The following is a 26,991-nucleotide window of genomic DNA, read 5'->3' on the forward strand; positions in this document are numbered from 1 at the left end:
CAGAACAGTACCATCGACGCGGACGGATGACTTTTTGAACCGGGAGCGTGAGTGACTCGGTATGGTAATGGGCGACATCGCCACGGCGACCGATCTCTTGGTGATCGGTGCTGGGCCGGGCGGCTACGTGGCTGCGATTCGCGGGGCACAGCTTGGACTGGACACGACGCTCGTCGAGAAGGACGCCTACGGGGGAGCCTGCCTCAACCGGGGTTGTATCCCCTCGAAGGCGTTCATCCACGGCGCGGACGTCGTTCACGACGCGAGCAACGCCGAGGAGTTGGGCATTCACGCCGATCCCGCAGTCGATATCAGTCAGATGCAGCAGTGGAAATCGGGCGTCGTCGATCAGTTGACCGGCGGCGTCGAGAAGCTCTGTAAGGCCAACGGCGTCTCCCTCTTGGAGGGTACCGCGGCGTTCGAGGACGAGCACACCGCACGCATCGCCCACGGCGGCGAGGGGCAGGGAATGGAGACAGTCGAGTTCGAGCACGCGATCGTCGCGACGGGCTCGCGGCCGATCCAGATCCCCGGCTTCGAGTTCGCCGACGAACCGGTACTCTCCTCGCAGGATCTCCTGAATATGGAGTCGCTGCCGGACAGCCTCGTCGTCGTCGGCGCGGGCTACATCGGGATGGAGCTGTCCACGATGCTCGCGAAGCTCGGAACCGACGTGACCGTCGTCGAAATGCTCGACGACGTGCTGCCGAACTACGAGTCCGATATCCAACGGACTATCCGCTCGCGCGCGGAGGATCTCGGAATCGAGTTCCACTTCGGCGAGGGCGCGACCGGCTGGGAGGAGTCCGGAGACGGCGTCGTCGTCGCGACCGAGACCGAAGACGGCGAAGAGTCCGAATACGAGGGCGAGGCGGTCCTCGTGGCGGTCGGCCGCCAGCCCGTCACGGACACGCTCGAAGTCGAATCTATCGGCCTCGAACCCGACGAGAACGGCTTCCTCGCCACCGACGACCGCGCGCGGACCGACATCGAGAACATCTTCGCAGTCGGGGACGTCGCGGGCGAGCCGATGCTGGCGCACAAGGCCAGCGCCGAGGGAATCGTCGCGGCCGAGGTCGCAGCGGGCGAACCCTCCGCGCTCGATCAGCAGGCGATTCCCGCGGCCGTGTTCACCGATCCTGAGGTCGCAACGGTCGGGCTGACGGAGCGCGAGGCCGACGAGTTCGGCTTCGAGCCGGTCGTCGGCGAGATGCCGCTGCGAGCCAGCGGGCGCGCGCTCTCGATGGGCGAGTCAGAGGGCTTCGTCCGAATCGTCGCCGACGAAGAGAGCGGAATCGTCCTCGGCGGTCAGCTCGTCGGACCGAACGCGTCGGAACTCGTCGCCGAAGTCGCGCTCGCGGTCGAGATGAGCGCGACGCTCGAAGACGTCGCTGGCACGATTCACACGCACCCCACGCTCGCGGAGGCCGTGATGGAGGCCGCCGAGAACGCGCAGGGGCAGGCCATCCACACACTCAACCGCTGAGCGGCCTCGATACCGAACTGGCGAAGCCGGTGGCGTACCGCTTGCGGGTCGGACCCGGCCCGTCGTGAATCGGACTCGAACCGCTTACGAGTCGGACCCGAGGAACTATTTTCCCCCGCGCTGTGTGTCGGATATGGCACAGAATCGACCGATCGGACGCGTCGGGATTCACGAGTGGGGCACGCATCCGGTTCCGCCGGAATACCTCCGAGAGCAACTCGACGGCTGGGACGGCCTCGACTGCGAGTTCGAGCTGTGTACGGTCGGGGAGGCGGCCGAGTACGACGGCATCGTGACGCTGTTTCACCACGACGAGTTCCTCGACGGCGTCGAGTGGGTGCACAACGTCCGCTCTGGCTACGAGGACTTCCCGCTGGACGCCTACCGCGACGCCGACGTCGTGATGACCAACAGCACCGGCGTCGCGGGTGATCTCGTCGCCGAGACGGTCACGGGGTTCGTTCTGACGCTCGCGAAGGGACTGCACCGGTTCCGCGATCAACAGCACGACCGCGAGTGGGAACGACTCCCCTGGCAGCGCCCCTTCGAGGTGGGGAAGTCCTCGGCGTGCGTCGTCGGTCTGGGCGAACTCGGCGGGAGCGCGGCCACCCGACTCGGTGTGCTTGGGATGGACGTCGACGGCGTCGACATCCGGCCGGTTTCGGGGCTGGGGCTCGGTCGCGTTTACGACCCCGCACAGATCGAAACCGCCGTCGCCGACGCGCGCTTCGTCGTGCTCACGACGCCACTGAACGAGGCCACCCGCGGACTCGTCGATCGATCGGTCTTCGAGGCGATGCGGGACGACGCCTACCTCGTCAACGTCAGCCGCGGGGAGATCGTTGCCGAGGACGACCTCATCGAGGCGTTGGAAACGGACGAGATCGCCGGGGCCGCCTTGGACGTCTTCTACGACGAACCGCTCCCCGAGGACGCCCCCTTCTGGGAGATGGAGAACGTCGTCGTCACACCCCACGCGGCGGCACAGGCGGACTCCTACGGTGATCGCATCGCGGAGCTCGTGGCGACGAACATCGATCGACTGACGAGCGGCGGAACCCCGTGGAACCGCGTGGTTTGATCCGGTTCGTGAGGTCGAGTCACGAAAGAAGCGGTGGATCCGGTGTTCTTCATTTACGAACGGACAAGTAGCCCTCGGGAATGGGACAGTTGTGATTCGGTGAAGCTGTTTCACTGTTCGTATTATCCGAACTAACTGTGTGGATTTTTCAGGAGGTACCGGCGTAACTGCACCCCGGTCAAAGTGGGACTACGATACGCCCTCTGCATCGATATAGTATTCGAATATTACGAATATCTGTTCCCGCACGGTGAATTCTGGACGAGGGACTACGAATGCGTCTGATTAAGTTCGATGATGTTGGCCGCGCGACGGAGTTCAGGGAGAATCTCTTCGTCGATTCGCTCCTCGTCCATTCGGCTGACCGGACCCGAGACGCTCAACGCGCCGGTGATATCGTCACCGCTCAGGATCGGAACCGCGACGCAGTTGAGTCCCTTGATCCGCTCCTCTCTGTCGTAGGCCCGCTCGCGCTGTCGGATGTCCGCAAGTGCCTCGAACAGTTCGTCCCTGTCAGTGATCGTGTGCTCCGTTTTCGCCGGGAGGCCGTGACGGTCGATGATCGCCTCGACACGATCGCGAGGGAGGAACGCGAGGACGGTCTTACCGAGGGCCGTGGTGTGGAGTCGGACGGACTGTCCGGTGTAGGAATCGAGGCTGACGGCGTGTTCGCCGCGCTCGCGCGCCAGAAACACGCCTCGACCGTGTTCTTCGACGAGGAGGTTGGCGTACTCGCCGGTCGTCTCCGCGAGACGCTTCATTTCCGGCGTCGCCACGGTGTAGAGACGGTCCCGCGACCGCGCGTATCCGCCGAGATCGAGGAACCGAAGGCCGACCTCGTACACCCCGTCAGATTCGATGACGTACCCCTCGTGTTCGAGCGTTCTGAGGTAGTTGTGTGCGCTGCTCTTCGGGATGGCGAGATGTCCCGAAAGTTCGGTGACCGTCGCTCCATCGAGCGATTTGAGCGTCTCGACGATCCGGAACGTCGTCTGTGCCGTTTTCACCGGTGTGTTCGGTTCCGTGCTGTTCCCGTCCATACGGTACACACGTGAATTCACTATCTTAGTCTTTCTGTTCGCTTCTCTCGAACTTCCCTTCTCTGGAACTGTGCCGTCTGTCTCGGGTGTGTACTGATCGGGTGTGAAGCTCCGTGGTCGTGAATCGGTGCCCGCCGTGATCAGGCCACTCGATACACCGCCAACCGGACGCCGTTCGGTTGCCGGGTCCCCGACGCGACGAAGACGCTCTCAGTCAGCCACTGGAGGTCCGAGGCGGCAGTCTCGAACTGTGGGACCGAGCAGAAGTAGACGTCTTCGGGATCGACGGGTTTGCCGTCTCGCAGTCGTTTGCTCGTCTCGAGGTCCGCCAGTCGCATTCCCTCATTTTCGACGTAGACGCGGTCGCCGTCGGTCGTCTCGAAGGCGTACTTGGCGACGAGCTCGGTCGGCCGTCGTTCACGGTAGAGTTGGTAGTCCGCACCCGCATCGAGGACGGTGCCCTCGACTCGTCCCGAAACGGTTCCCCCGAGAATCGGAATAATCCGACGCTGACCGTCGCCGGTCTCGCCGATTTCGATCGGCGATTCGACCTCGATTTCCAGTTCCATCACGCGTTCGAGACCGAGTTCCAGGTTCGGATCGTCCGTCTGCCAGCTGTCATCTGCCATACGTCCCCTGGACAGGCGACCCACATAATCGTTGTGCGAATCGACTCCGTCCCGAGCGGTGACGATTGCCTGACGGTGCGGGTTTGAGGGTGAAAATAACATATGTACTAATGTTATTAGTGATTCCTTGATGAATATTATATTGTATAAAAAATATAAATAAGAAATATATAGATGAAAATCATCATAAGAAATTATCTATAATTGATATCAGCCCAAAACCGGATATATCGGCAATTAATCGGTGTCTAAGAGATCATCCATTACTTTGAAAATAGCAAAAATATGGATATTAGATAGATAGAAAATTTATCTTATAAAACAGGCCGCATCCTCTTCTAGAACAGCGCTGCAGAATCCGGAAGGATCTCCGCGGGGCCACCGACCTCCCACACGTCAGTGTCGACGCCGACGTCCGCAACGGCGGATTCGACGGTGTTGACATAGTCAGCGGTCGTGTTCACGTAGACGCTCGCGCCGGTGTCCGTCGAGAAGTACACCGGGACGTCGTCCTGCTCGCGAAGCTTCCGGACGGCGTTGAACACGGCGATCGTGTCCGGTTGCCAGTAGACCCACCCCGCGGGGCCGGTCATCGTCGTCGCCGTCAGCGACAGCGAGTCGTGCTCGGCCAACTCGAACGCTCGGCCGAAGTCGGCCTCGAAGAGGGCGTCGCGCATCTCGTCGATCTGGTGGTGGACGTGCGCCATCCGCGCTTGGAACATATGGCTCGCGGCCGCCTCCCGGTGCGCCTCCTCGGTCTCTTTGTAGGCGGGCACGTGCGCAGCCACGATTCGCAGGTCGTCTTCGAGGTCGGTTTCGATGCGCTTCGATCGGCAGTCCTCGTCGTTCATCCCGGAGTAGAGGTGCGAGAAGGCCCCGGTCACCGCGCGTGCGGCAGACGAAGAGCCGCGTCGGGCGATCGTCGAAACCTCCGGTCGGGTCATTCCGAGATCGGCGGCCGCCGCGAGCGCCATCGCCGCGGCGGCGAACCCGGAAGATGACGACCCGAAGCCGATGTTCGAGGGGAAGGAGTTCTCCGATTCGAGCCGAACGGCGTGATCGATACCCGCGAGTTCGCGGACGTAGTCGACGACGTCTGCGATGCGCTCTGCGCCGCGACCCTCGACCGGATCGCCGCCGATCCGGTAGACGTCCTCCGCCCCGTCGGGTCGGAATTCGACGGTCGTCTTCGTGTGACTTGGTGCGGTGCAAACGCTGATGCTGTCGTGGTACGGGAGGCGAAGGTCTTCGTCGCGCATCCCGTGGTACTTGATCAGTCCCTGAATCGGGTGCGCCTTCGCGGTCGCTTTCATATCCCTACGGGGGAGAGACGCCGGGTTAAACGTCCCGATACTTACGGAAGACGTCACGAAAAAACCCGCTCGCAGTCGATTCGCTGCCCGCCTAGAGACCGATGCCGATGGCGTAGGGCCACGCGGTCCCCGACAGCGCGAGGAACACCAGCGCGCCGCCCAGCAGCGCGACGTTCTTCAGGAAGTTCGTCATCTCCGCCTGCTGCTGATCCTCGGGGACCGCCCAGAAATCGTGCATCGTCGGCGTCGAGGCGACGAGGAACAGCGCGATCGCTCCGGCCGCGAGCGCGGGATAGACGCCGAGCGCGATTCCGAGTCCGCCGAACAGCAGCATTCCGCCGCTGAACAGGACCGAGAACCGACCGGCGGGGATCCCCTTCGCCTCGGCGTAGCCCGCCATTCCGTCGACGTTCATAAAGTGGTTCAGTCCCATAAACGCCAGGACGACGCCGAAGAGCACGCGTCCGAGGAGGAACGCGATTCCGGCGGATCCGGCGTCCAGTTGCAGTACCGTCGTGGAGATATCTGGTATCATCTCGTTAGTTGATTACGGAACGAACTGATATATCGTTTTCCGGACATCGGTGATACCGGGTTACGGGTATGTAACGTAGATCTCCCGTCAGCCTTCCGCCTTGCAAACCGGGCGGGAACGTCGATTCTGTTTGTAGAAATTTACAATACCTTATATACTACGGGTCCGATTTCCGAGTAACGACCGCAGTTTAGCTCGCCGACCGAGCGCTCTCGGCTCTGGTCGACGGGCGGGCCCCTCCCAATGAAACGTGAATTCATCGTCGGATTTTTCGTGGCATCGCTACTCTTGAGTGCAATTCCGGTGGCTGGATACACGACCTCGAATCCGGACATTCGCACGGTCACGCCCAACGCCACCCTCCAACCGGGTGGCGTCAACGGTCTCGACTTTCAGATCGTGAACGACCCAGACGGTCCCGACGACGAGGTACGGACCGCGACGAACGTGCGTGTTCGGCCACGTGACAGTGGACCGATCGACGTCGAAACCGACGAACTGTACGTACAGTCACTGGCCGACGGCGTTCCGGCAGACCTCTCGCTTCAGTTGGACGTCCCCGCCGACGTCAGCCCCGGCACGTATCGCATCCCGCTCAGATTGACCTACGAGTACGATAACGGCGCGGGCAACGCCGTCGAGCGACAGCGGACGATCCATCTCCCGGTTCGGATCGAATCCGGTCCCAGGTTTTCCGTCGTCGACACCGAGTCGACGGCCACCGTGAACGGGCAGGGAACGCTCGAAGTGACGATGCGGAACGTCGGCGACTCTCTCGCCCGCGATTCGACCCTCACGCTCTCGTCGTCGAACCCCGACGTGACCCTGGGATCGAGTGAGTCGAGCACGCGCTTCGTCGACGCGTGGGAGTCGGGTGAGAACCGGACCTTCGAGTTCGAGACCGGGATCGGTGACGCCGCTCGGGCGGGTAACTACTCGCTGGACGCACAGGTCGACTACGAGAAACCCGACGGCACGTCCGGATCGACGCCCTCGCTCACCGTCCCCCTTCGGGCCCACCCCGAGATGACCTTCTCGGTGACGAACGTCGAAAGCTCGCTTCGAGTCGGTGAAACGCGGACGCTTAGCGGCACGATCACCAACACGGGCCCGAACGCGGCCGACGCCGCTGTCGTCAATTTCGAGGATCCCGGGCCGACCGTGACGCCCATCGAGACGTCGGCCGCCGTGGGCTCGCTCGCACCCGGTGAATCGGCGGACTTCGCCTTCGACGTGGAAGTGACGACCGCGGGGAGCGCGGGTCCGAGACAGTTCGATCTCGGCGTCACCTACCGCGACGGGGACAACAGACAGCGGGAATCCGACTCGATCCCCACGCGCGTCGACGTCGCCCCCGAGACGCCCGAGTTCGACGTGGATCCCGTGAACGCGACGTTCGCGGCCGGGTCCGGCGACGAGTTCAGCGTGACCGTCACGAACACGCGCGAGTACGCCGTCTCAGATATCTCGGCGAAGATCTACACGGACTCACCGCTTTCGACGTCCGACGACGAGGCGTACATCGAGCGCTTAGAACCGGGCGAGTCCAGAGAGGTCGTCTTCCAGGTCAGTGCAGGCGGTAGCGCGACGGCGAAGACGTACCCGGTGAAGATGGACTTCCAGTACGACGATGATGGCGGCGACACCATCATCTCCAACACGTATCAGGTTCCCGTCGAGGTGACACAGACCACCTCGGAGGGGCTTCCGATCGTCCCCATCGCCGTCGTCGGCCTCCTCGTCGTCGGTATCGGCGGATTCCTCTTGTATCGACGACGGGACTGACCGATGCGTCTGGACTTCCAGCGGTTCGTCGACTGGGCGGACGACAACATCGTCAACCGCCCGCAGAAAGTGATGCTGGCGTTCCTGCTCGTTACTGTCGTGTTCGGCGCTGGCCTCGGCAACGTCTCGACGGAGGCGGGGACCCAACAGTTCGCCGAGGACATCCCGGCGGCGAACGCGCTCGACCGGATCGAAAACGAGTTCGACGCCCCGTTCACGGAGAGTCCCGGGAGCACCCAACTCGTCCAGCGGGACCGCAACGTCCTCTCGAAGCAGTCGATGCTCTCGATGCTCAGAGCCCAACGGACGTTACAGGAGCGCGACGATATGTACGTTTCCGGCACGTCCTCCTCAGCGGCGATCATCGCCCAGAGCATCGATCCGGGAGCGACCACGCTCGAACGGCAGATCACCGCTCTCGAACGTGCCCCGCAGACCGAAATTAGCCGCGCGGTCCGACAGAACGCCGACAATCCCGGTTTCACGGGCACATTGAGCAACGACTTTAACCGCCGGTCGGCGTCGGCGTCGGCGACGATCGGCGTCGTCCGGCACGACCTCCCCGGCGGGTCGGGCGGCGGGTCGGTCGGCCAGTCCGGCGAGAGTCCACTCACGTCGATACAGAACGACGCCCAGCGCATCATCGACGCGGAACTCGACACCGACATCACCGTCTTCGGGAGCGGGATCATCGCCGACGAGTTCGGGACCGTGATAACGGACTCGCTGCTCATCGTGACGCCCGCCGCCGTCCTGCTCATCGTCGGTTTCCTCGTTATCGCCTACCGCGATCTGCTGGATCTGTTGTTGGGCGTCACCTCGCTCGGGATGGCCGTCATCTGGACGTTCGGTTTCCTCGGCCTCGCCGGAATCCCGTTCAACCAAATTATGATCTCGGTGCCGCCGCTTCTCCTGGCGGTCGGGATCGACTTCGGCATCCACGCGATCAACCGCTACCGCGAGGACAGGGCGACCGGTCTCGACGTCGAAGCGGCGATGCAGGCCACGACCGATCAGCTCCTCGTGGCGTTCTTCATCGTCACGGGAACGACGGTGATCGGTTTCCTCTCGAACCTCGCCTCCGACCTCCCGCCGATCCGCGATTTCGGTATCGTCGCGGGCGTGGGAATCATCTTCACGTTCTTCATCTTCGGTATCTTCCTCCCCGCGGCGAAGGTGTGGCTCGACCGTCGCCGAGAGGACTGGCCGATCCCGACCTTCAGCCAGCGCCCGCTCGGCGAGGAGGGCTCCGTACTCGGTGAGGTGCTCTCAGTCGGGGTCACGCTCTCGCGGCACCTTCCGGTCGTGGTCCTCGTCGTCGCGCTGTTGTTCAGCGTGGGCGCGGCGGGCTACGCCACCGGAGTCGACACCTCGTTCACGCAGGAGGACTTCCTCCCGCCGGAGGAGGTCTCGCCGCTCCTGAAGACGCTGCCGGAACCGTTCGCGCCGAGCGACTACGGCGTCGTCGGGACGCTGAACTTCCTCGAAGACCGGTTCACCAGCACACAGGGAGGGTCAGTCACCATATACGTCGAGGGGCGGATGGGAGAGGACGACGCCCTCGAACGGATCCATCGCGCGGGCGAGGACCCGCCCTCGGAGTTCGTCACCGACGGGAACCGTCGCGCGGAGTCGACGAGTATCGTGACGATCATCCAGGATCACGCCGAGCAGGATCCGGAGTTCGCCGCGCTCGTCGATCGGAACGACAGAAACGACAACGGCGTGCCCGACGACAATCTCGGGACGATCTACAGCGAACTGGCGGCGTCGTCCTCGGGCGACCGCGCGTCGCAGTACCTCGCGGACGACCGCCGGAGCGCACGCGTGGTCTACACGGTGTCCGCGGACGCCTCCGACAGCGAAGCCACGGCGGCGGCGAACGAGGTCGCCGACAGGTTCCGCTACGAGGCGACGCCGACGGGCAACACGGTCGTCTTCCAGGAGGTGTCGGATCTCATTTTCGACTCCGCGATAACGAGCCTCGCGCTCGCGCTGAGTGTGACCGTCGTGTTCCTCGTCGCGATCTATTGGATCCTCGAGGGGCTCCCGTCGCTCGGTATCGCGAACCTCGCGCCGATCGTCGTCGCCGTCGCCGCCGTCGCCGGGACGATGCGCGTGCTCGGCATCTCGTTCAACGCGTTCACGGCGACGATCCTCTCGCTGACGATCGGCCTCGGGATCGACTACTCGGTCCACGTCGTCCACCGCTTCGTCGACGAGCGTCGACAGCGCGCCCTGCTGCCCGCGCTGCAGCGGACCGTCGTCGGCACCGGCGGGGCGCTCCTCGGGAGTATGGCGACGACGTCGTTCGGAATCGGCGTTCTCGTCCTCGCGGTCCTCTCGGTACTCGGCCAGTTCGGCGTGTTGACGGCGGTCTCGATCACCTACTCGTTCCTCGCCTCGCTGCTCGTGCTCCCCTCCGCGCTCGTCGTCTGGGACCGCTTCGCCAACGACGATCCGATGGTGCCGATGGGGCCCCGAGCGGAGTCGAAACCGCCGGTCGAAAGCGGCGAGAGCGCTGGCCCGAACCCCCGACCGGGACGCACGTCGGGGGACGGAGGAGAACTGTGAGCCTCGATCGCGACGACCCATCGGAACACGACGCGGTCGAGTCGCTGGAGCGTCTGGGTCTCTCGAACTACGCCGCGCGGGTGTTCGTCGCGCTGCACCGACTCGGGGTCGGGACTGCAAAGCAGATCCACGAGGAGACGGACGTCCCCCGCTCGCAGGTGTACGGGGCGGCCGAGGAACTCCTCGACCGGGGGCTCGTCGAACTCCAGCAATCGACGCCCAAGCGGTACCGACCGACGGGTCTCGACACCGCCCGCCGCCGACTCGCCGAGGATCTCCAAGCCGATGCCGACCGGGCATTCTCGTACCTCAAAGCGCAGCGACGCGCTCGTACCGAGCGGGAGACGCGAGACGACGTGTGGACGGTCCGCGGGCGCGAACCGGTCCACGGCCGCGTCGTCGAACTGGTCCGACAAGCCACAGAAACGCTATTGTTCGCGGCGTCCGCTCCCGAGTTCGTCTCCGACGAGATCGCGGCGGCGATCGCGGAGCGGCGGGACGCCGGCGTCGACGTCAACGTCATCAGCGAGGACCGAACGGTCAGAGAGCGGTTCGAGTCGATCGGGGGAATTGCCGTGGAAGCCCCTCGCGGATCGCAGACGATGGATTACACGGGGCGCGTGCTGCTCGTCGACGACCGGGCCGTCTTGCTTTCGACTGTCGCCTCAGGCAAGACCGGCGAAGAGACGGCGATCTGGTCGTCCGACACCGCGATGGCTCGAATCCTCGCGCAGGCGATCGCGGGCAGTATCGACTCGCTCGTCCGCGACCCGGACGACCAGTGAGGCGGTGGCTCGCTGACGGCCCTCGGAGCGACGTCCGCCGATCGCCTCACCACCGAACGTTGAAGCCGGACTCTCCCTCCGGTTCGTCGTACGTCACCTCGACGTCGTCGACCGAGGCGGCCGGACTGCCCGACTGACACCACTCGATTAGCTCCTGGACGGCCGGTTCGGGGCCCTCGAACACCGCCTCGACGCGCCCGTCGTCGAGGTTTCGGACCCATCCGTCGAGGTCGCGGTCGCGGGCCGCATCGCGGGTGGACGCCCGGTAGTAAACGCCTTGAACGGTTCCGCTGACGTACACGTGTGCTCGAACTCGCTCGTCGGTCATCACGCGACGCTACGCGCGTTGGTCGAAAGAGGATGTCGACTCCCGCTCTCGGATTCCGGGCACCGGCCGCTGAGATTCGAGCTAATGGTCTATTTGGATCACTGCGGCGACCCTCGAGGTCAACTTAACCACTCCATAGACCCCGAACACCGGCGATATAGATTGTATCCGATTGGTCTATGCTTGTATTCACTTACGTAGATCAGACCTTACAATGTGGACAGAATCCGTGTATTTGCGCTGAGATGGTCACCGGTGAGTTCAGAGAGCCGAGTCGTCAGGGGCGCGCGCAGGTCGCGGATGCGGACGTGATTTTCACTGCGCTGAGCAACCGCCGTCGTCGACTCGTCGTTCGCGTGCTGCGGGAAGCGGGTGAACCGCTCGACATCGGAGAACTGGCGACCCGTATCGCCGCGCACGAAAACGGTATCGACCCGGACGCCGTCACCCATCGCCAGCGGAAGAGCGCCTATACGTCGTTACACCAGAACCACCTCCCGAGACTCACCGACGCGGGGTTCCTCACCGTCGATCGGCGGTGGTTCGACATCCGGCTCACTAACCGTGCGACGGTGTTGGAGTCCTATCTCGGTGGTGACGACTCACAGTCCCAACCGCAGGTCTGGTCGGCCGCTCTGGCGTCTGGATTCTGTACGACGGCCGCGATCTCGCTCTATCCGGGATCGAACTTCCCGAGCGTCGTGCTGGCGACCGGCGGTGCGGTCTGCGCGACGCTCCTGTGCTACTGGATCGTCTCGGATTTCTCGATCTGATCGACGAGACTTCGCTCTGTAGACCCGTTATCCGACGCCTACACGCCTTGAATGGCCGGTTTTCTGGACGTATCGGACTAATACTCACGGTCGATATCGGGGTAGGTCTGAGTGACCCGGCCGTCCGAAACTGTCGCCGGGATGATACGTATGGACGACCCAGAGAGACCCAATTTCGAGATCGAACCGATATGACGAACAACACAACAAGACGCGTGTTGGCCGTAGCCGCGGCCATTTTTATGATCACCTCGCCGATGGCGGGACTCGCCGGTGCATCAGTCGTCACTGATGCGCCCGGCGGAACGCATCCGACGGCCCAGGTGGACGACAGTCCGACTGCGGCCGAGACGGTGATCACGCGCGTCAACGCGGGCGGCGGCACGGTGACAGCGCCGGACGGTCCCGACTGGTCGGGCGATTACGGCCAGTACGTGTCCGGAACCTCCTCAACGTACAACACCGGTGACTCGGTCACACTGGACTCGTCCGTCCCCTCAGGGACGCCGAGCAGCGTGTTCCAGTCGGAACTGTACGGCGGTCAGCAGTGGGAGTTCTCTGACGGCATCCAGAGCGGACAGACGTACGAGGTCCGCCTCTATTTCGCGGAGATCTTCCATACTGAAGACGGTCTCCGCACCTTCGACGTCGCCGTTGAGGGCAGTCAGGTCCTCGACGACTACGATATTCACGCCGAGGTCGGCCACGACGTCGGCGTGATGGAGTCGTTCACGGTGACGCCCGATGACGGCCAGATCGACGTCGATCTGTCGACCGTGGAGGACAACGCGAAGATCTCCGCGATCGAGATCGTCGACTCCGAACCCGAGCCCGACACGCTCGGCGGACCCTCCGACGTCGACTTCGGTAGCGTCGTCGTCGGCGACTCAGAAACCGAGACAGTCACGCTGACGAACCTCGGCGGCGACGGCGACGCCGACATCACGATCACCGACGTCTCGGTCTCCGGCGACAGCGCGTTCTCCGCGGGATCGGCCTCACAGACGACGCTCGCCCCCGGGGAGTCCGCCGACGTTCCGGTGACGTTTACTCCCGATGACGCGCAGGCGAACTCCGGTACGCTGGAAGTCGATCACTCCGGCAGCAATTCGCCGCTGTCGGTGGCGCTGTCCGGCGAGGGAACGAGCACGGCCGAAGTCGGATTCGGCAAGAGCGACCTCCAGGGGTTCAACCAGGGGCAGCTCACGGCGCTCGAATTCGGTCCCGACGGTCGGCTGTACGTCGCCCAGCAGAGCGGGATCGTGTACGCGCTGAATATCACTCGCGACGGCGAGAACTCCTACAGCGTCGAATCCCAGGAGTCGATCGACGTCATTCAGGACATTCCCAACCACGACGACTTCGGGACTTACACCCCCGGTGAGACCAACCGCCAGATCACGGGTCTGACAGTCGGTGGCACCGCGTCGGAACCGGTCGTGTACGTCTCCTCAAGTGATCCGGAGATCGACGTCGGAGAGGACGACGACGACACCGATACCAACTCGGGCTCGATTTCGCGCCTCACGTTCGACTGGGGGAGCGGAGACGCCCTGAACGGTGTCGACCACGACGTGATGGTGCTCGGGCTTCCGCGCTCCGAGGAGAACCACGCGACGAACGGACTCGATCTGAGCGACGACGGCGAGACGCTGTACGTCGCCCAGGGCGGCCACACGAACCAGGGTGCGCCCAGCAACAACTTCGGTCACACCTCGGAGTACGCGCTCTCCGCGGCGGTGCTCGAAATCGACTTGGCGCAGATCGAACAGAACTACCAGTCGAAAGCCCTCCAGAGCTACGACGGAAGCTATCCGAACCTCGACTTCTGGTACGCGATTCCGACGATCCAGAACGACGACGCCACGGACGGTGACGACCTTCCGTTCGGTGGCAACGACGGCATCAACCAGGCCAAGTGGGTCGAGGACGGACCGGTGCAGGTCTACTCGCCGGGGTACCGGAACCCCTACGACCTCGTACTCTCGGCTGACGACCAACTCTACGTCATCGATAACGGCCCGAACGGCGGCTGGGGCGATCAACCCGTCGACGAGGGGCCGAGCGGGATCTGTACGAACGAGCCGAACGACACCGGTGGCGGCTCCGGTGACCAGCTACACCTCGCGACCCAGGGATCGTACGGCGGTCACCCCGCGCCGATCCGAGCGAACCCCACGGGCGCTGACATCTACGACGCCGACGGGAACGTCGCCTTCGACATCAACGACTCGAACAGCCCCGTTCCGGCGTCTCTCGTGAATCCGATCGAGTGCGACTACCAGAGCCCCGCCGAGGACAACTCGATCGGCGACGAGTTCGGTTGGACCGGCGGTATGGACGAGTACACCGCCTCGAACTTCGGCGGCTCGATGGAGGGTGACCTGCTCGTCGTCGTCGGCTCCAGTTCGGTCGAGCGCGTCCAACTCGACGCCAGCGGGACGGCCGTCACCGATCAGGAGAGCAACTTCTTCAGCGACATCAGTGCGCTGGGCATCGCCGCACAGGGCGATGAGGGTCCCTTCCCGGGGACCGTCTGGACCGCCCGCGGCGACCTCACGGTGTTCGAGCCGAACGACTACGACGGTAGCGACACCGGCGGCGAACAGTGCACGGGTGCGGACGACGCGTCGCTCGACGAGGACGGCGACGGCTACGACAACGCCGACGAGATCGACGCGGGATCGGATCCGTGTTCGGCGGCCTCGACGCCCGCCGACTTCGATGACGACGGCACGTCGAACCTGAACGATCCGGACGACGACAACGACGGACAGCCCGACACCAGCGATCCGTTCGCCGTGGACCCCGACGACGGAACCACGACGATGCTGCCGATCCAGATGGATCTCTCCGAGACGCAACTCTTCGGTGAGAACGGCCAGGGCTGGACCGGCCTGATGACGAACGGCCAGACCGACTATCAGGGCCTCTACGACCCCGACGAGATGACCGTCGGCGGCGCGGCGCAGGTCCTCACCGTCGAGAACGTCCCGACCGGTGACGCGACGCAGGACGACCAGCAGTTCGCGTTCCAGCGCGGGTTCGACGCGCCCGACGAACCGTTCACGGTCTCGACGACGGTGAACGGACTGCCCGAGAACCCCTCGGACTTCCAGGGAGTCGGGATCTACATCGGAAACGGCGATCAGGACAACTACCTGAAGCTCATCACGGCTGCCAACGGCGGTTCCGGTGGCATCCAGTTCGGCGGCGAAACCGACGGCGGCTTCCAGACCGTCGAACAGCCCGACGATTCAGCCGTTGCGGGCCCCGGAAGTGACACCGACCTCGAAATGACGGTGTACCCGAGCAACAACACCGTCGAGGCGTACTACACGCCCGAGAACGGTGAGGAGACGTTCGTCGGCTCGACGACGATCCCCGAATCGTGGCTCGACAGTTCGGACGGATCCGGCACCGCGGTGGGCGTCATCTCGACGTCCTACAACGCCGGTTCGACGTTCGACGCCACGTGGACGAACCTCGACGTCGAGTACGTGAACCCGCCCGCGAACCAGCCCCCGGTGGCTGACGCGGGCGCGGACGCCACCGTCGACGCGGGACAACAGGTCACGCTCGACGCCTCGGGATCGACCGACCCCGACGGCGACGACGGGGCGCTCGGCTACACGTGGACGCAGACCGCCGGAACCCCCGACGGACTGCTGGACATGAGCGACGGCGAGCAGGTGCCGTTCACCGCGCCCGACGTCGACTCGGAAACGACGTTCACCTTCGAGGTGAGCGTCTCGGACGGTCAGGACAGCGACACCGACGCGGTGAACGTGACGGTGCAGCCGACCGACGATGGACCGACCGACGGCGAGGTCGTCCACCGGCTGAACACCGGCGGAGACGAGGTCGCCGCGACCGATGACGGCCCCGTCTGGGCGGCCACCGACGACACGAGCGAGTATCTCGCTGCGGGCGGCGACGTGGCCGGTCCGCAGCCGTACACGGTCGGCGACGTGGACGACTCCGTGCCGTCGAACACCCCGACAGCGGTGTTCGAGACGGAGATGTACGATCCCGTCGAGTCACCGGAGATGCTGTGGACCCTCCCGGCGCAGTCGGGGGAAACCTACGAGGTCCGGCTGTACTTCCACGACGGCTACACCGGCACCAGCGAACCCGGCGACCGCGTGTTCGACGTCGCGATCGAGGACGAGCAGGTTCTCACCGACTTCGACATCATCGCCGAGTACGGCGACAACACCGCGGCGATGGAGTCCTTCGAGGTGACGCCCTCGGACGACACCATCGACATCGAGTTCCTGCACGGCCAAGCGGAGAACCCGCAGATCAACGCGATCGAAATCGTCGCCGTCGGCGACGGCACCGGCGGGGAGATGACCGTCGCCGAAGCGGTGGCGGTGGGCGGCGAGAACGACTCGCAGATCGAAGACGCGGAGATTCAGCAGGCGATCAACTGGTGGTCGACCGACGCCGAGGTTCCGAACACCGGCGGACAGACCATCGGCGATTCCGAGATTCAAAGCCTCATCAACCTCTGGGCGACCGACGCCTCGGTCGGTGACGGTGGCGACGACGGGGACGGCGGCGACACCATCGCCTCCTCGCTCGTCGAGATCACGCCCGACAGCGGTAACGTCGACGCGTCCACCTACGGCGGCGGCACCTACCAGGTCACGAACACCGGCGAAGAGAACATCTCGTCGGTCTCGTTCGACCTGAGCACGGCGACGCTGCCGGATATGGTGTTCGATCCGCAGGGGACTGCGGGCGACCCGACCGGTGAAGGCCTCAATATCGCGAGCGACGGCGGCACCGGAATCACGACCGCCGAAGGCGGTTCGGAGGCGTTCTCACAGCCGCACAACGGACAGAACGCCGACGACGGCTACGACGTGATGACCGTCGAATTCGCCGACTTCGAGAACGGCGAGACGGCGACGTTCTGGGCCGACAACGACCCGACCAGCATCAAGGGTGCGACGGTCGGCTCCCAGGAGGCCGGACCGGTCTCCGGACTCGAACTCGCCCGTTCGACGGTGACTGTCACCTACGAGGACGGCACCACCCAGACGACGCAGTTGATGGGTGACGGCAGCGACGGCGGTGCGACGGCAGTCGTGACCGACGACGAGGCGACCGCGCCGACCGTCGACGCCGAGGGCGTCGCTCTCGACGCCGGAATCCTCGACGGCTACCACAGCGGTGCGACCGTCTCCGACGCGGGTCAGACCGTCTCGGTCACCGGCGAACCCGGAGAGACGGTCACGCTCGTGCGCGTCGAGGCCGAACTCGCGCTGAGTAACGTCCCCGACGGTGGCTACGACATCGAGGAGTTGGAGGCGAACAACGCCCTCGACGTCGAGTACGACACCGTCACGCTCGATTCGAACGGCGAGGCGTCGGTTCCCGTCACGCTGACCGACGCGCCCGACGATGACGACGAAGCGGGCTTCAACTACTTCGTGGCCGCGCAGGGCGACCCCTCCGGGGATATGGGACTCGCCTCGAACGTGATCGTCCTGCACTACGACGAGAGCGCCGGTGACGGCGACCCCGATCAGCCGGGTGACGTCGCCTTCGCCGTGAACGCGGGCGGCGACGAGTACACGGCTTCGGACGGTACCGTCTACCAAGCTGACACCAACTTCGACGGCGGGAGCACCTACAGCACGACGGAAGCGATCGACGGGACGCAGGACGACGAACTCTACCAGACGGAGCGGTACGGCGGCGCGCCCGGTTCGGCCCCGCTGAGCTACGACGTCCCCGTCGATAACGGCGAGTACGAGGTCACGCTCCACTTCGCCGAGATCTTCCAGGGCGTCGCCGACAGTGACTCACCCGACTCCACCGGTCCGGAGGACGGCACGAACGAGAACGATCGCCTCTTCAACGTCAGCATCGAGGGCGAGCAGGTCCTCACGGACTACGACATCTTCGCCGAGGTCGGTCCGCTGACGGCCACCCAGGAGTCGTTCACGACCGAAGTGACCGACGGCGAGTTGAACCTCGACTTCGCGGCGACCTACGACAACGCGAAGGTCAGCGCGATCGAGGTCACGGCGGTCGACAGCGGTGACGACAACGCCGCGCCGACGATCGACGCCATCGCCGACCAAACAGTCACCGAGGGCGAATCCGTGACCGTCCCGATCAGCGCCGACGATCCTGACGGCGACTCCCTCCTGCTCGCGGTGAACGGATCCGACTTCGTCAACCTCTCGAACGGAGAGCTGACGATCGCTCCGGAGTCCGGTGACGCTGGAACCTACACGGTCGACGTCACTGCCGACGACGGCACCGGCGGTACCGCGACCGAGTCGTTCCAAGTGACGGTCGAGGAGGCGGACGACCCGCCGAGTGCTCAGACTCTCCACCGCGTGAACGCCGGTGAGGGAACGACCGTCTCCGCGACCGACGACGGTCCCGATTGGACCGGCGTGGCGGACACCAGTTCGCCGTACCTCGCGTCTGTCGCGACTACCAGCGCCGACAACTACTGCGGCGGCGACGAGGTCACCCCCGGCGGTGACGTCCCCTCGTCCACGCCCGACGGCATCTGGGACTGCGAGCGATACGGGAACTCCACGTGGGAGTTCTCGGTCGACGCCGGAGCCGACGTCGACGTTCGGCTCTACTTCGCCAACTCGTTCCCCGGAGCGAGCGATCCCGGCGACCGGCAGTTCAACGTCTCCATCGAGGACGAGCAGGTTCTGATGCAGTACGACCCGGTAGCCGAGGCTGGTCACGCGACGGGGACGATGGAAGAGTTCACCGCGACTGACGACGGCGACGGGACGCTCACCATCGAATTCGAGAACGGCGCAGCCGAGAACGCGGAGATCAGAGCCATCGAAATCATCGAATCGGGAGGGAGCTCCTAGCGAGGCCCGCCGATGACTGAGAGCTCCGCACCCGCCGTCGCTGCGTGCCCGCACCCGACCTCGGTGGTCGGCCCCGCGAGCACCGGCGACGCGACACTGGGAACGACAGCCGACCCACGTACGGACGATACGGATGGCCTGCGACGGTCATCGGCACTGCTCGGGGGTAACCACGAGAACCGACACGTGCCGAGCGCGCGAAAGCGTGCTCAGCGATCGCCGCTCCGGCCGGTCGAACGGCCCGAGAGACGCCGTGGACAGCGAACCGAGCGACGACCGACCTCACGACACCAGCGAACTCAAGGAAATTCCAACGACAGATGAACGATACAGTACACAGACACCTCAGACAGACAATCGCGGCGTTCGTCGCGCTATCTCTCGTCCTCTCGGTCTTCGGACCGATCGGCACGGTGGCGGCGCAGCCGAGCGTATCGGTCGAGCAGTCGGCCGATAGCACGACGGTTTCGCCCGGTGACACGGTCTCCTTCACGACCGGTTTCACCGTCACCGAACTCAACGCCCCGCAGTTGCAGTCGACGATGCCGGACGGCTGGGAGATCGAATCGCAGTCGGCCGACGGTCCGGTGGCGTTCAGCGACGGCACGTGGACGTGGCTCGCCGGTGACAACGACGGCGTCAACGTGAGCTACACAGTCGAGTACACCGTGAGCGTCCCCGAAGACGCCGACCCCGGTGACTACGTCGTCGGCGTTGACGGGTCGGCGCTAAGTCCGAGCGATTCGAGCTCGACGGCCGACAGCGATTCGACGACGATCACCGTCGCGGAACCGGTCGAGAACGAACCGCCGACGGCGTCGTTCACCGCGAGCCCCGAATCGCCCGACGTGGGTGAGTCGGTGAGCTTCGACGCCTCCGGGTCCAGCGACGCGGACGGCTCGATTGCCTCCTACCAGTGGGACTTCGGCGACGGGGAGACCGACTCGGGAGCGTCGACCGCGCACGCGTACGACTCGGCCGGTGACTATACGGTCGAGCTGACGGTCACCGACGACGAGGGTGCCGCTGACACGACGACGGAGACGGTCTCTGTCAGCGAAGCGCCGCAACCCGATCCGGCGAGCTTCCAGCTCTCGGGACTGACCGTCGAATCGCCGGTCGAACAGGGTGACGACGCGTCGGTGACGGCGACCGTCGAGAACACCGGCGACGAGTCCGGAACGCAGACTGTCGCGCTCGACGTTGACGGGAGCGAAGTCGACGACCAGTCGATCACGCTCGACGGCGACGCGAGCCAGCAGGTGAGCTTCGACGTCGACACCACGGGCCTCTCCGAGGGCGACCACGACGTGACGGTCTCGACCGACGACGACAGCGTGACCGACACGTTCACCGTGACGGTCCAACCGCCAGCGAACGAGGATCCCACCGCGTCGTTCGGGTTCTCACCCGCCGATCCGGAAACGGGTGAGACGGTGACCTTCGACGCGTCTGGATCCAGCGACGCGGACGGATCGATCGTCTCCTACGAGTGGGACCTCGACGGTGACGGAACGGTCGACGCGGCCGGTTCCTCGCCGACGACCACGAACACCTACGCCGCCGCGGGCGACTACGACGTTGAACTGACGGTCACCGACGACGACGGCGCGACCGACACGGCGACGGAGACCGTCACGGTCGGCGAACCGGCCGAGCCGGAACCAGAGCTGTCGACGGCGGTGTCGCTGTCGCCCGCCGACGAACTCGTCGCGGTGAACGGCTCGACCACGTTCGACGTGGTCGTCGAGAACGTCGACGGCGGCGTCGGCGCGTACAGTCTGAACGTCGCTGTCGACGATGAAACGACGGCGACGATCACGGACGTCTCAGTCGACGAGAGCACGCTCTCGGACGTCCAAATAGCGGCCGATGGGAGTTCGGTGAGCGCCGACGTGGCGCTGCTAGACACCGACGACACCGGTGCGGTCACCATCGCGACTGTGACCGTCGACGGCGAGTCCGACGGAACGACCGCTCTCGCGCTGGACGTCTCCAGCCTCGGCACGGAGGCCGGACAGGCCTACGACGTCACGGAGACCAACGGCGCGTCGCTCACCGTCTCCGAACTCGTCGTCGGCGGATCCGAACAACCCGCACAGGACCTCGACGGCGACGGCGTCTACGAGGACGTGAACGGAGACGGCACCGTCGACGAACTCGACGTCCAACTCCTGTTCGCCGAGCGCAACAGCGGCGTCGTCCAAGGCTCGCCCGACGCGTTCGACTTCAACGACGACGGCGAGTTCGATATCCTCGACGTCCAGAGTCTCTACTACGAGGAGGTGGCCTGATCGACGATGGCCGCGACCACGACCCGACGTCGCAGTCACTTCGCGGCGTGCGCACTCGCGCTCGTCGTGCTGCTCGCCGCCGCGGTCAGCGTCGCGGCCGCAGCCGACACCACGGATATCGCGGTAGCGCCAGCCGCCGACGGCATCCAGTCGGGCGAAACCACGACGGTCGACGTGATCGTCGAGAACGCCGACGGGGGCGTCGGCGCGCTCAACGCGAGCATCACGCTCTCGAACCCGGACGCGGCTACCATCGAGGAGGTGACCATCCACGGTGATCCGAGCCTCGAAAACGTGAGCGAGCGACCTGACGGCGTCGACGTGAGCGCCGCGCTCGCCGACACTGCCGACACCGGCGAGGTCACGATCGTGACGGTCGTCCTTCGCGGCGGCTCGCCCGGAGAAACGGCAATCGACGTGAACACGCGTGTCTTGGGTGACGAGGACGGATCCGCCTACACCGTGGCGGACACCGAACGTCCCACGCTCAGCGTTATCGCGGCCGACGGATCGGGTTCGGGTGTCGATGGCGAATCGGTATCCGGTTCGGGCGATTCAGCAGGATCCGGTTCGAATGACTCGTCTGCGCCGGAGTCAGGCGGACCCTCGGATGCCATCGGCGCTGACGGTGAGACGACCGCCGACGGAAACGGCGGCGCATCGAGCGGCGAGGGTGCTGAACCGAGCGGCGACAGTGACGGCAGTGCCGGTGACAGCGATGGATCGAACGGCGGAGCGTCCGCCGGATCCGACGGCGGGGACGACGATTCCTCACCGGAGCGGCCGTTCACTCTGTACGGACCGGCCGGTGCCCTCGGTGTGCTCGTCATCGGTGCTCTCGTGCTCTCCCGATTGCGGTAGCGCCTTTCCTCTCTTCTCTCCGTCTTTCGGCTCTGCCCTTTTCTTCGCGCGTTTTCCGATAGCAGTGATCCTGTTGAACTCTTCGTCCGTGGACAATTTTCAACACCTCCAATCGCTCAGTACAGGGAATGGACAATTCAGTTGATCAAAAAGATATTTGTAATCGTCCCATCCAGTTCTGCTATGAGAAGGCGGGCCTTCGTATTTGGAACGGTCCCTCTCTGCACGGGGATTTCCGGGTGTTTAGGGCTTTTCTCCGATCCCTCGATGCTCTCTTTGACCGTCTTTAACCATACCGAGAGTCAATACACGATCGAGGTGACGTTTTTAGCGAGTGATGAGAACTCCTCCAGACGTGAAGCTCGAGTGTTTTCAGAACGTATTGATGTTGAACCGGACGATCAAACAGTACGAGAAGACGTAGCTGAAGTGCAGCCGTACATCATAGAGTATGGCCTCTACAAGAACAATAGTACTCTGACGGACCAAGACCACGTTCACTATTATCCCGGTGAAGAAGATGAAAGTGGGAGCCTAGCATTTAATATAAACTCCTCAGGGGACCTAACTCGGAGGTGAGCTATTTGTCCGTCTACCGCACGGTTGTTTCACCACCAATGAGGTCTACATAAGAGGATTTCAACGGAGTCATAGTAGCGGTTGTTCACGTCTCCGCTCTTCGATCACCGGTTTCGGGTATGTCTCGGTTTTATCATCCGTAACGCCGAACACAGCCTATGGTTCTCGCCGATCGACCCTCTGAGTCTGGGATCTTGTCGGCACTCGGAATCACGCTAATCTACGCCGTCGTGAGCGGCGGTTGGATCGCCTTTTCGGACCGGCTGTTAGCCGCTCTAGTGGCTGACCGAGCGCTCTATACGCAGTTGCAGACCGGAAAGGGTTGGGCGTTCGTCGCCGCCTCATCGGTGCTGATGTATCTCCTCATCTCCCGTCGCGAGGCCGAGTTGGCCGAACAGAACAGCCAGTTAGAGCGCGCGCTACAACAGATCTCTATTCTTCATCGGATCCTTCGACACAACCTGCGAAACTCGTGTAACGTCGTCACGGGCTACGTCGACCTCCTCAAGGAGGGAAACGACGTCGAAGTGGACACGGCGACTGAAGTCATCGAATCGCACGTCGAAGAACTCGTCCGACTGAGCGAGAAGTCACACCTCCTCCGCAATATCGTTCTCGACGGCCCCGGCTCCGTCAGAACCGTCGACCTGACGTCACTTCTCGAAGAACGCATCGCCGCCTTCCAGGCGGAACACCCGGACGTCGCCGTCGAGACCGAGGTGCCGAAAGAGCAGTTCGTCAGCGCCCATAGTCGACTCGCCGACGGCATCGACGAACTGTTCGAGAACGCCGTCAAGCACAACGACGCGAACCCGCCGAGGCTGTGGGTGTCGATCCGATCGGAGGTCGATGACACCGTCGATCTCGACGTCGCCGACAACGGCCCCGGCGTCCCCGAGATCGAGCGCGAGGTGGTCGAAAAGGGCGAGGAGAAACCGCTCTTTCACTCGCAGGGGCTCGGACTGTGGATCGCGCGGGCGTCCGTCGTCGAGTCCGGCGGCGAGATACGCTTCGTCGACAACGACCCCCGAGGATCGATCGCGCGGATCACGCTCCCGAAGGCGGGCTCGGTGTAGGTCTCGAAGGCGGCCTCGACGTGGGTCTCGAACGGGCCGCCGAGTAACCGTCCGTCGGCGTCACGGTCGCTGTCGCGTAAGCGTGAGTTTATAGGCGTTCGCGGGGCCACAAACGGTATGGAACTCTTCGGAACCGCCGGGATTCGCGGACCCGCGCGCGAGCGAGTGACGCCCGAACTCGCCCTCGCAGTCGGGCGCGCGGTCGGCGTTGATGCGGTCGAATCGATCGAGACGGAGGCCGCGACGGGACGGAACACCGCCGAGAACCCGGACGTCGTCGTGGGTCGAGACGGCCGAACGACGGGACCGGCGCTCGCGGCGGCGGTCGAGGCGGGGATCGAGTCCGCGGGCGCGGACGTCCGGCGCGTGGGCGTCGTCCCGACACCGACGCTCGCGTTCGCCTCGCGGGGACGACACGGCGTGATGCTCACCGCCTCGCACAACCCGCCGACCGACAACGGGATCAAGGTGTTCGTCGACGGCGAGGAGTACGGCCGGGAGCGGGAGGAGCGGATCGAGGCCCGCGTGGAAGCCGGGCGCGGGCCGACCGAGTGGGACGCCTGGGGCGGTTCGGAATCGCTCGACGTCCTCTCGTCGTACCGCTCGGCCGTCGTCAAGTACGCAGAGTCGTTCGGAGAAGATGCCGCGGGAATCGACGTCGCGGTCGACCTGGGAAACGGGATGGGCGCGCTCGGAACGCCGCAGGTCCTCCGCGAACTCGGCGCGCGCGTGGTCACGCTCAACGGGCAGGTCGACGGCCACTTCCCCGGCCGGGAGTCGAAGCCGACGCCCGAGACGCTCGCGGACCTGCGGGAGTTCGTCGCCGACGGCGCGTTCGACTTCGGCATCGGTCACGACGGCGACGCCGACCGGATCGTGATCGTCGACGCCGACGGCGACGTCGTTCACGAGGACACCGTCGTCGCCATTCTGGCGTCTCACTTCGTGAGCGCGTCCGGCGTCTCGGATCCGGTCGTCGTCACGACGCCCAACGCCTCGGGACGGATCGACGAGCGCGTTCGCGACGCTGGCGGACGGATCGAACGCATCCGTCTCGGTGCCCTCCACGAGGGAATCGCGTCGGCACGCGCAGACGGCGGCGACGTCGTCTTCGCCGCCGAGCCCTGGAAGCACATCCACCCCGAACACGGCGGTTGGATCGACGGCATCGCCTCCGCGGCCGTGCTGACGCGGCTCGTCGCCGCCGAGGGGCTCGACGGGCTCAGAGCGCCGGTCACGGAGCGCCCATACCGGAAGGTGAGCGTCGACTGCCCCGACGAACGGAAGACCGAGGCGATGGCGGAACTGGAGATGACGCTTCCCGAGTCGTTCCCGGAGGCCAGCGTGGACACGGAATACGGCGTTCGGCTCGAATTCGACGACGGGTCGTGGACGTTGGTGCGCCCGTCCGGGACGGAGCCGTACGTTCGCGTCTACGCCGAGGCCGACGAGGTCGACGCGTTCGTCGCCGCGGTCTCCGACGTCGTCGCGGCCGCCGTCGCCGCTGCAGATTCCTAATCGACCGCCGGATCTCTGATCGTTGGGCTGTCGTCGGATCTCGAATCGCTAGGTTGTCGTCGGATCTCACACCCTCGAAGGAGTTTGTGATACGCTATCGGATAGCTGTCCACTTTTTCCCCGAAGGAATGCGGGTGCAGAGATAGAAGCGACGAATTTATGCACATCTCTCTACCCACTGTTGTATAGGTGTCCACAGCTATGGATAGACGTACATTCGTGAAGGCGACTGGGGTGGCGGGAATCGCGGGACTGGCTGGCTGTACTGGCGGCGGCCCGTCCGATGGTGACGGCGGCGACAATTCCGGCGACAGCTCCGGAGACTCCGGCGGCGACAGCTCTGGCGACTCCGGGTCCGACGAAACGACGACCGAGTCGGGCAGCGGCGACCCGGCGGCGAACATCGGAATGGTCTACGCGACGGGCGGTCTCGGAGACGGGTCGTTCAACGACCAGGCCCAGCAGGGCGCCCTGCAGGCCGAAGAGGAACTCGGGATCTCGTTCAACGAGGCCCAGCCCGACGAGGTCGCGGAGTTCAGCACGTTCCAGCAGCAGTTCGCGCAGTCGACGGACCCGAACTACGACCTGGTTTGTACGATCGGATTCCTTCAGGCCGACGCGCTCACGGAGAACGCCGAGGAGTACCCCGATCAGAACTTCATGCTCGTCGACTCCGTCGTCGACGCGCCGAACGTCGACAACTACGTGTTCGCGGAGCACGAGGGCTCGTACCTCGGGGGGCTGATGGCCAGCCTGCTCACGACGCAGGACTTCTCGGCCGGGGCCGGGTCGACCGATACCGAATCGACGAGCCTCGGGTTCGTCGGCGGCGTCGAGTCCGACCTGATCCGGAAGTTCGAGGCAGGGTTCGTCGCTGGCGCGGAGGCTGGCAACAGCGACGTCGAGGTCAGCACCAACTACGTCGGTGACTTCAACGACCCCGCTGGCGGGCGAGAGGCGGCCACGGCGATGTACAACGACGGAGCCGATATCGTCTACCACGCCGCAGGAAATACGGGCGCTGGCGTCTTCCAGGCCGCACAGGAGGAAGGGCGGTTCGCGATCGGCGTCGACCGCGATCAGTCCCTGACCCAGGAATCCTACGCGGACGTCATCCTCGCGAGTATGGTCAAGCGCGTCGACACGGCCGTCTACGGCGCGATCGAATCGGTCGTCGAGGACGACTTCGAGGGCGGCGACACGATCGAACTCGGCCTCGATCAGGACGGCGTCGCGCTCGTGTACGGCGACCAGATCGGTTCGGAGGTCCCCGACGACGTCGCGGACGAGGTCGCGACCGCTCGTGAGGACATCATCGCGGGCGACATCGACGTCCCGACCTCGCCGCAGTAAGGGATTCCGCGACAGTCCGAGCTGAGACTGTTTCGGAGAGCGATACCCGCCACACGTTTTTTCGACGCACACCTCTCAATCAGTCGTTACATCCGGTAATCCGACTGAACCGGCCGCT

18 protein-coding genes are annotated in these 26,991 nt (G+C 64.6%); 13 read left to right on the top strand and 5 right to left on the bottom strand.

The genetic code is table 11. The features are described from left to right. Positions 1-61: 61 nt before the first annotated feature. Both lpdA and FJT57_RS00125 read left to right on the top strand, forming a co-directional pair. On the top strand, positions 62-1,486 hold the full coding sequence (gene lpdA, locus FJT57_RS00120; RefSeq protein ID WP_144900788.1) for a dihydrolipoyl dehydrogenase: 1,425 nt from the start codon (positions 62-64) through the stop codon (positions 1,484-1,486). A 133-nt stretch (positions 1,487-1,619) separates the two neighbouring features. After that, positions 1,620-2,567 carry a D-2-hydroxyacid dehydrogenase gene (locus tag FJT57_RS00125; RefSeq protein ID WP_144900789.1) on the top strand — a complete coding sequence of 316 codons (948 nt, stop codon included), beginning with the start codon at positions 1,620-1,622 and terminating at the stop codon, positions 2,565-2,567. A gap of 269 nt (positions 2,568-2,836) precedes the next feature. On the opposite strand, the gene FJT57_RS00130 is transcribed toward FJT57_RS00125, so the two are convergent. The 4 genes from FJT57_RS00130 to FJT57_RS00145 all read right to left on the bottom strand — a co-directional run bounded on the left by FJT57_RS00130 (position 2,837) and on the right by FJT57_RS00145 (position 6,084). Continuing rightward, positions 2,837-3,607: an IclR family transcriptional regulator gene (locus FJT57_RS00130; protein ID WP_144900790.1), complete on the bottom strand. Its 771-nt coding sequence runs from the start codon at positions 3,605-3,607 to the stop codon at positions 2,837-2,839. A 140-nt stretch (positions 3,608-3,747) separates the two neighbouring features. Further along, positions 3,748-4,236: a DUF3237 domain-containing protein gene (locus FJT57_RS00135; protein WP_144900791.1), complete on the bottom strand. Its 489-nt coding sequence runs from the start codon at positions 4,234-4,236 to the stop codon at positions 3,748-3,750. Positions 4,237-4,574: 338 nt separating this feature from the next. Next, on the bottom strand, positions 4,575-5,549 hold the full coding sequence (mvaD, locus tag FJT57_RS00140; protein ID WP_144900792.1) for a phosphomevalonate decarboxylase MvaD: 975 nt from the start codon (positions 5,547-5,549) through the stop codon (positions 4,575-4,577). Positions 5,550-5,640: 91 nt separating this feature from the next. Next, entirely contained in the window at positions 5,641-6,084 is a 444-nt protein-coding gene (locus FJT57_RS00145; RefSeq protein WP_144900793.1) for a DoxX family protein, read from the bottom strand. Positions 6,085-6,327: 243 nt separating this feature from the next. Here FJT57_RS00145 and FJT57_RS00150 point away from each other — a divergent pair, with 243 nt between their 5' ends. From FJT57_RS00150 to FJT57_RS00160, 3 genes are read left to right on the top strand one after another with little or no spacing between them, the layout of a single operon-like run. Continuing rightward, on the top strand, positions 6,328-7,869 hold the full coding sequence (locus tag FJT57_RS00150) for a COG1361 S-layer family protein (protein WP_144900794.1): 1,542 nt from the start codon (positions 6,328-6,330) through the stop codon (positions 7,867-7,869). Positions 7,870-7,872: 3 nt separating this feature from the next. Next, positions 7,873-10,443, top strand: coding sequence for an efflux RND transporter permease subunit (locus tag FJT57_RS00155; RefSeq protein ID WP_144900795.1), 2,571 nt, complete (start codon positions 7,873-7,875; stop codon positions 10,441-10,443). Next, positions 10,440-11,228: a TrmB family transcriptional regulator gene (locus FJT57_RS00160; RefSeq protein ID WP_144900796.1), complete on the top strand. Its 789-nt coding sequence runs from the start codon at positions 10,440-10,442 to the stop codon at positions 11,226-11,228. Before FJT57_RS00155 ends, FJT57_RS00160 begins: the two co-directional genes overlap by 4 nt. Before the next feature lie 46 nt (positions 11,229-11,274). Here FJT57_RS00160 and FJT57_RS00165 read toward each other — a convergent pair whose 3' ends face one another. After that, positions 11,275-11,556: an acylphosphatase gene (locus FJT57_RS00165; protein WP_144900797.1), complete on the bottom strand. Its 282-nt coding sequence runs from the start codon at positions 11,554-11,556 to the stop codon at positions 11,275-11,277. 245 nt (positions 11,557-11,801) lie between these two features. Between FJT57_RS00165 and FJT57_RS00170 the strand changes: the two genes are divergently transcribed. The 8 genes from FJT57_RS00170 to FJT57_RS00205 all read left to right on the top strand — a co-directional run bounded on the left by FJT57_RS00170 (position 11,802) and on the right by FJT57_RS00205 (position 26,873). Continuing rightward, positions 11,802-12,329 carry a DUF7344 domain-containing protein gene (locus tag FJT57_RS00170; protein WP_144900798.1) on the top strand — a complete coding sequence of 176 codons (528 nt, stop codon included), beginning with the start codon at positions 11,802-11,804 and terminating at the stop codon, positions 12,327-12,329. Positions 12,330-12,520: 191 nt separating this feature from the next. Next, positions 12,521-19,192 (top strand): malectin domain-containing carbohydrate-binding protein, encoded by a 6,672-nt coding sequence (locus FJT57_RS00175; protein ID WP_144900799.1) that lies wholly within the window; start codon positions 12,521-12,523, stop codon positions 19,190-19,192. A 320-nt stretch (positions 19,193-19,512) separates the two neighbouring features. Next, positions 19,513-21,486, top strand: a complete 1,974-nt coding sequence (locus FJT57_RS00180) for a PKD domain-containing protein (protein ID WP_144900800.1) — start codon at positions 19,513-19,515, stop codon at positions 21,484-21,486. Between the two features lie 6 nt (positions 21,487-21,492). Beyond that, entirely contained in the window at positions 21,493-22,347 is an 855-nt protein-coding gene (locus FJT57_RS00185; protein WP_144900801.1) for a hypothetical protein, read from the top strand. Positions 22,348-22,530: 183 nt separating this feature from the next. After that, on the top strand, positions 22,531-22,926 hold the full coding sequence (locus FJT57_RS00190; protein WP_144900802.1) for a hypothetical protein: 396 nt from the start codon (positions 22,531-22,533) through the stop codon (positions 22,924-22,926). A gap of 278 nt (positions 22,927-23,204) precedes the next feature. Next, positions 23,205-24,002, top strand: coding sequence for a sensor histidine kinase (locus FJT57_RS00195; protein WP_203229057.1), 798 nt, complete (start codon positions 23,205-23,207; stop codon positions 24,000-24,002). A gap of 117 nt (positions 24,003-24,119) precedes the next feature. Next, positions 24,120-25,520, top strand: coding sequence for a phosphohexomutase domain-containing protein (locus FJT57_RS00200; RefSeq protein ID WP_144900804.1), 1,401 nt, complete (start codon positions 24,120-24,122; stop codon positions 25,518-25,520). 201 nt (positions 25,521-25,721) lie between these two features. Then, positions 25,722-26,873, top strand: coding sequence for a BMP family lipoprotein (locus FJT57_RS00205; protein WP_144900805.1), 1,152 nt, complete (start codon positions 25,722-25,724; stop codon positions 26,871-26,873). The last annotated feature ends 118 nt before the right edge of the window (positions 26,874-26,991 follow it).

This window comes from Halobellus captivus (assembly GCF_007655485.1).
GTDB classification, from domain to species: Archaea; Halobacteriota; Halobacteria; order Halobacteriales; family Haloferacaceae; genus Haloquadratum; species Haloquadratum captivum.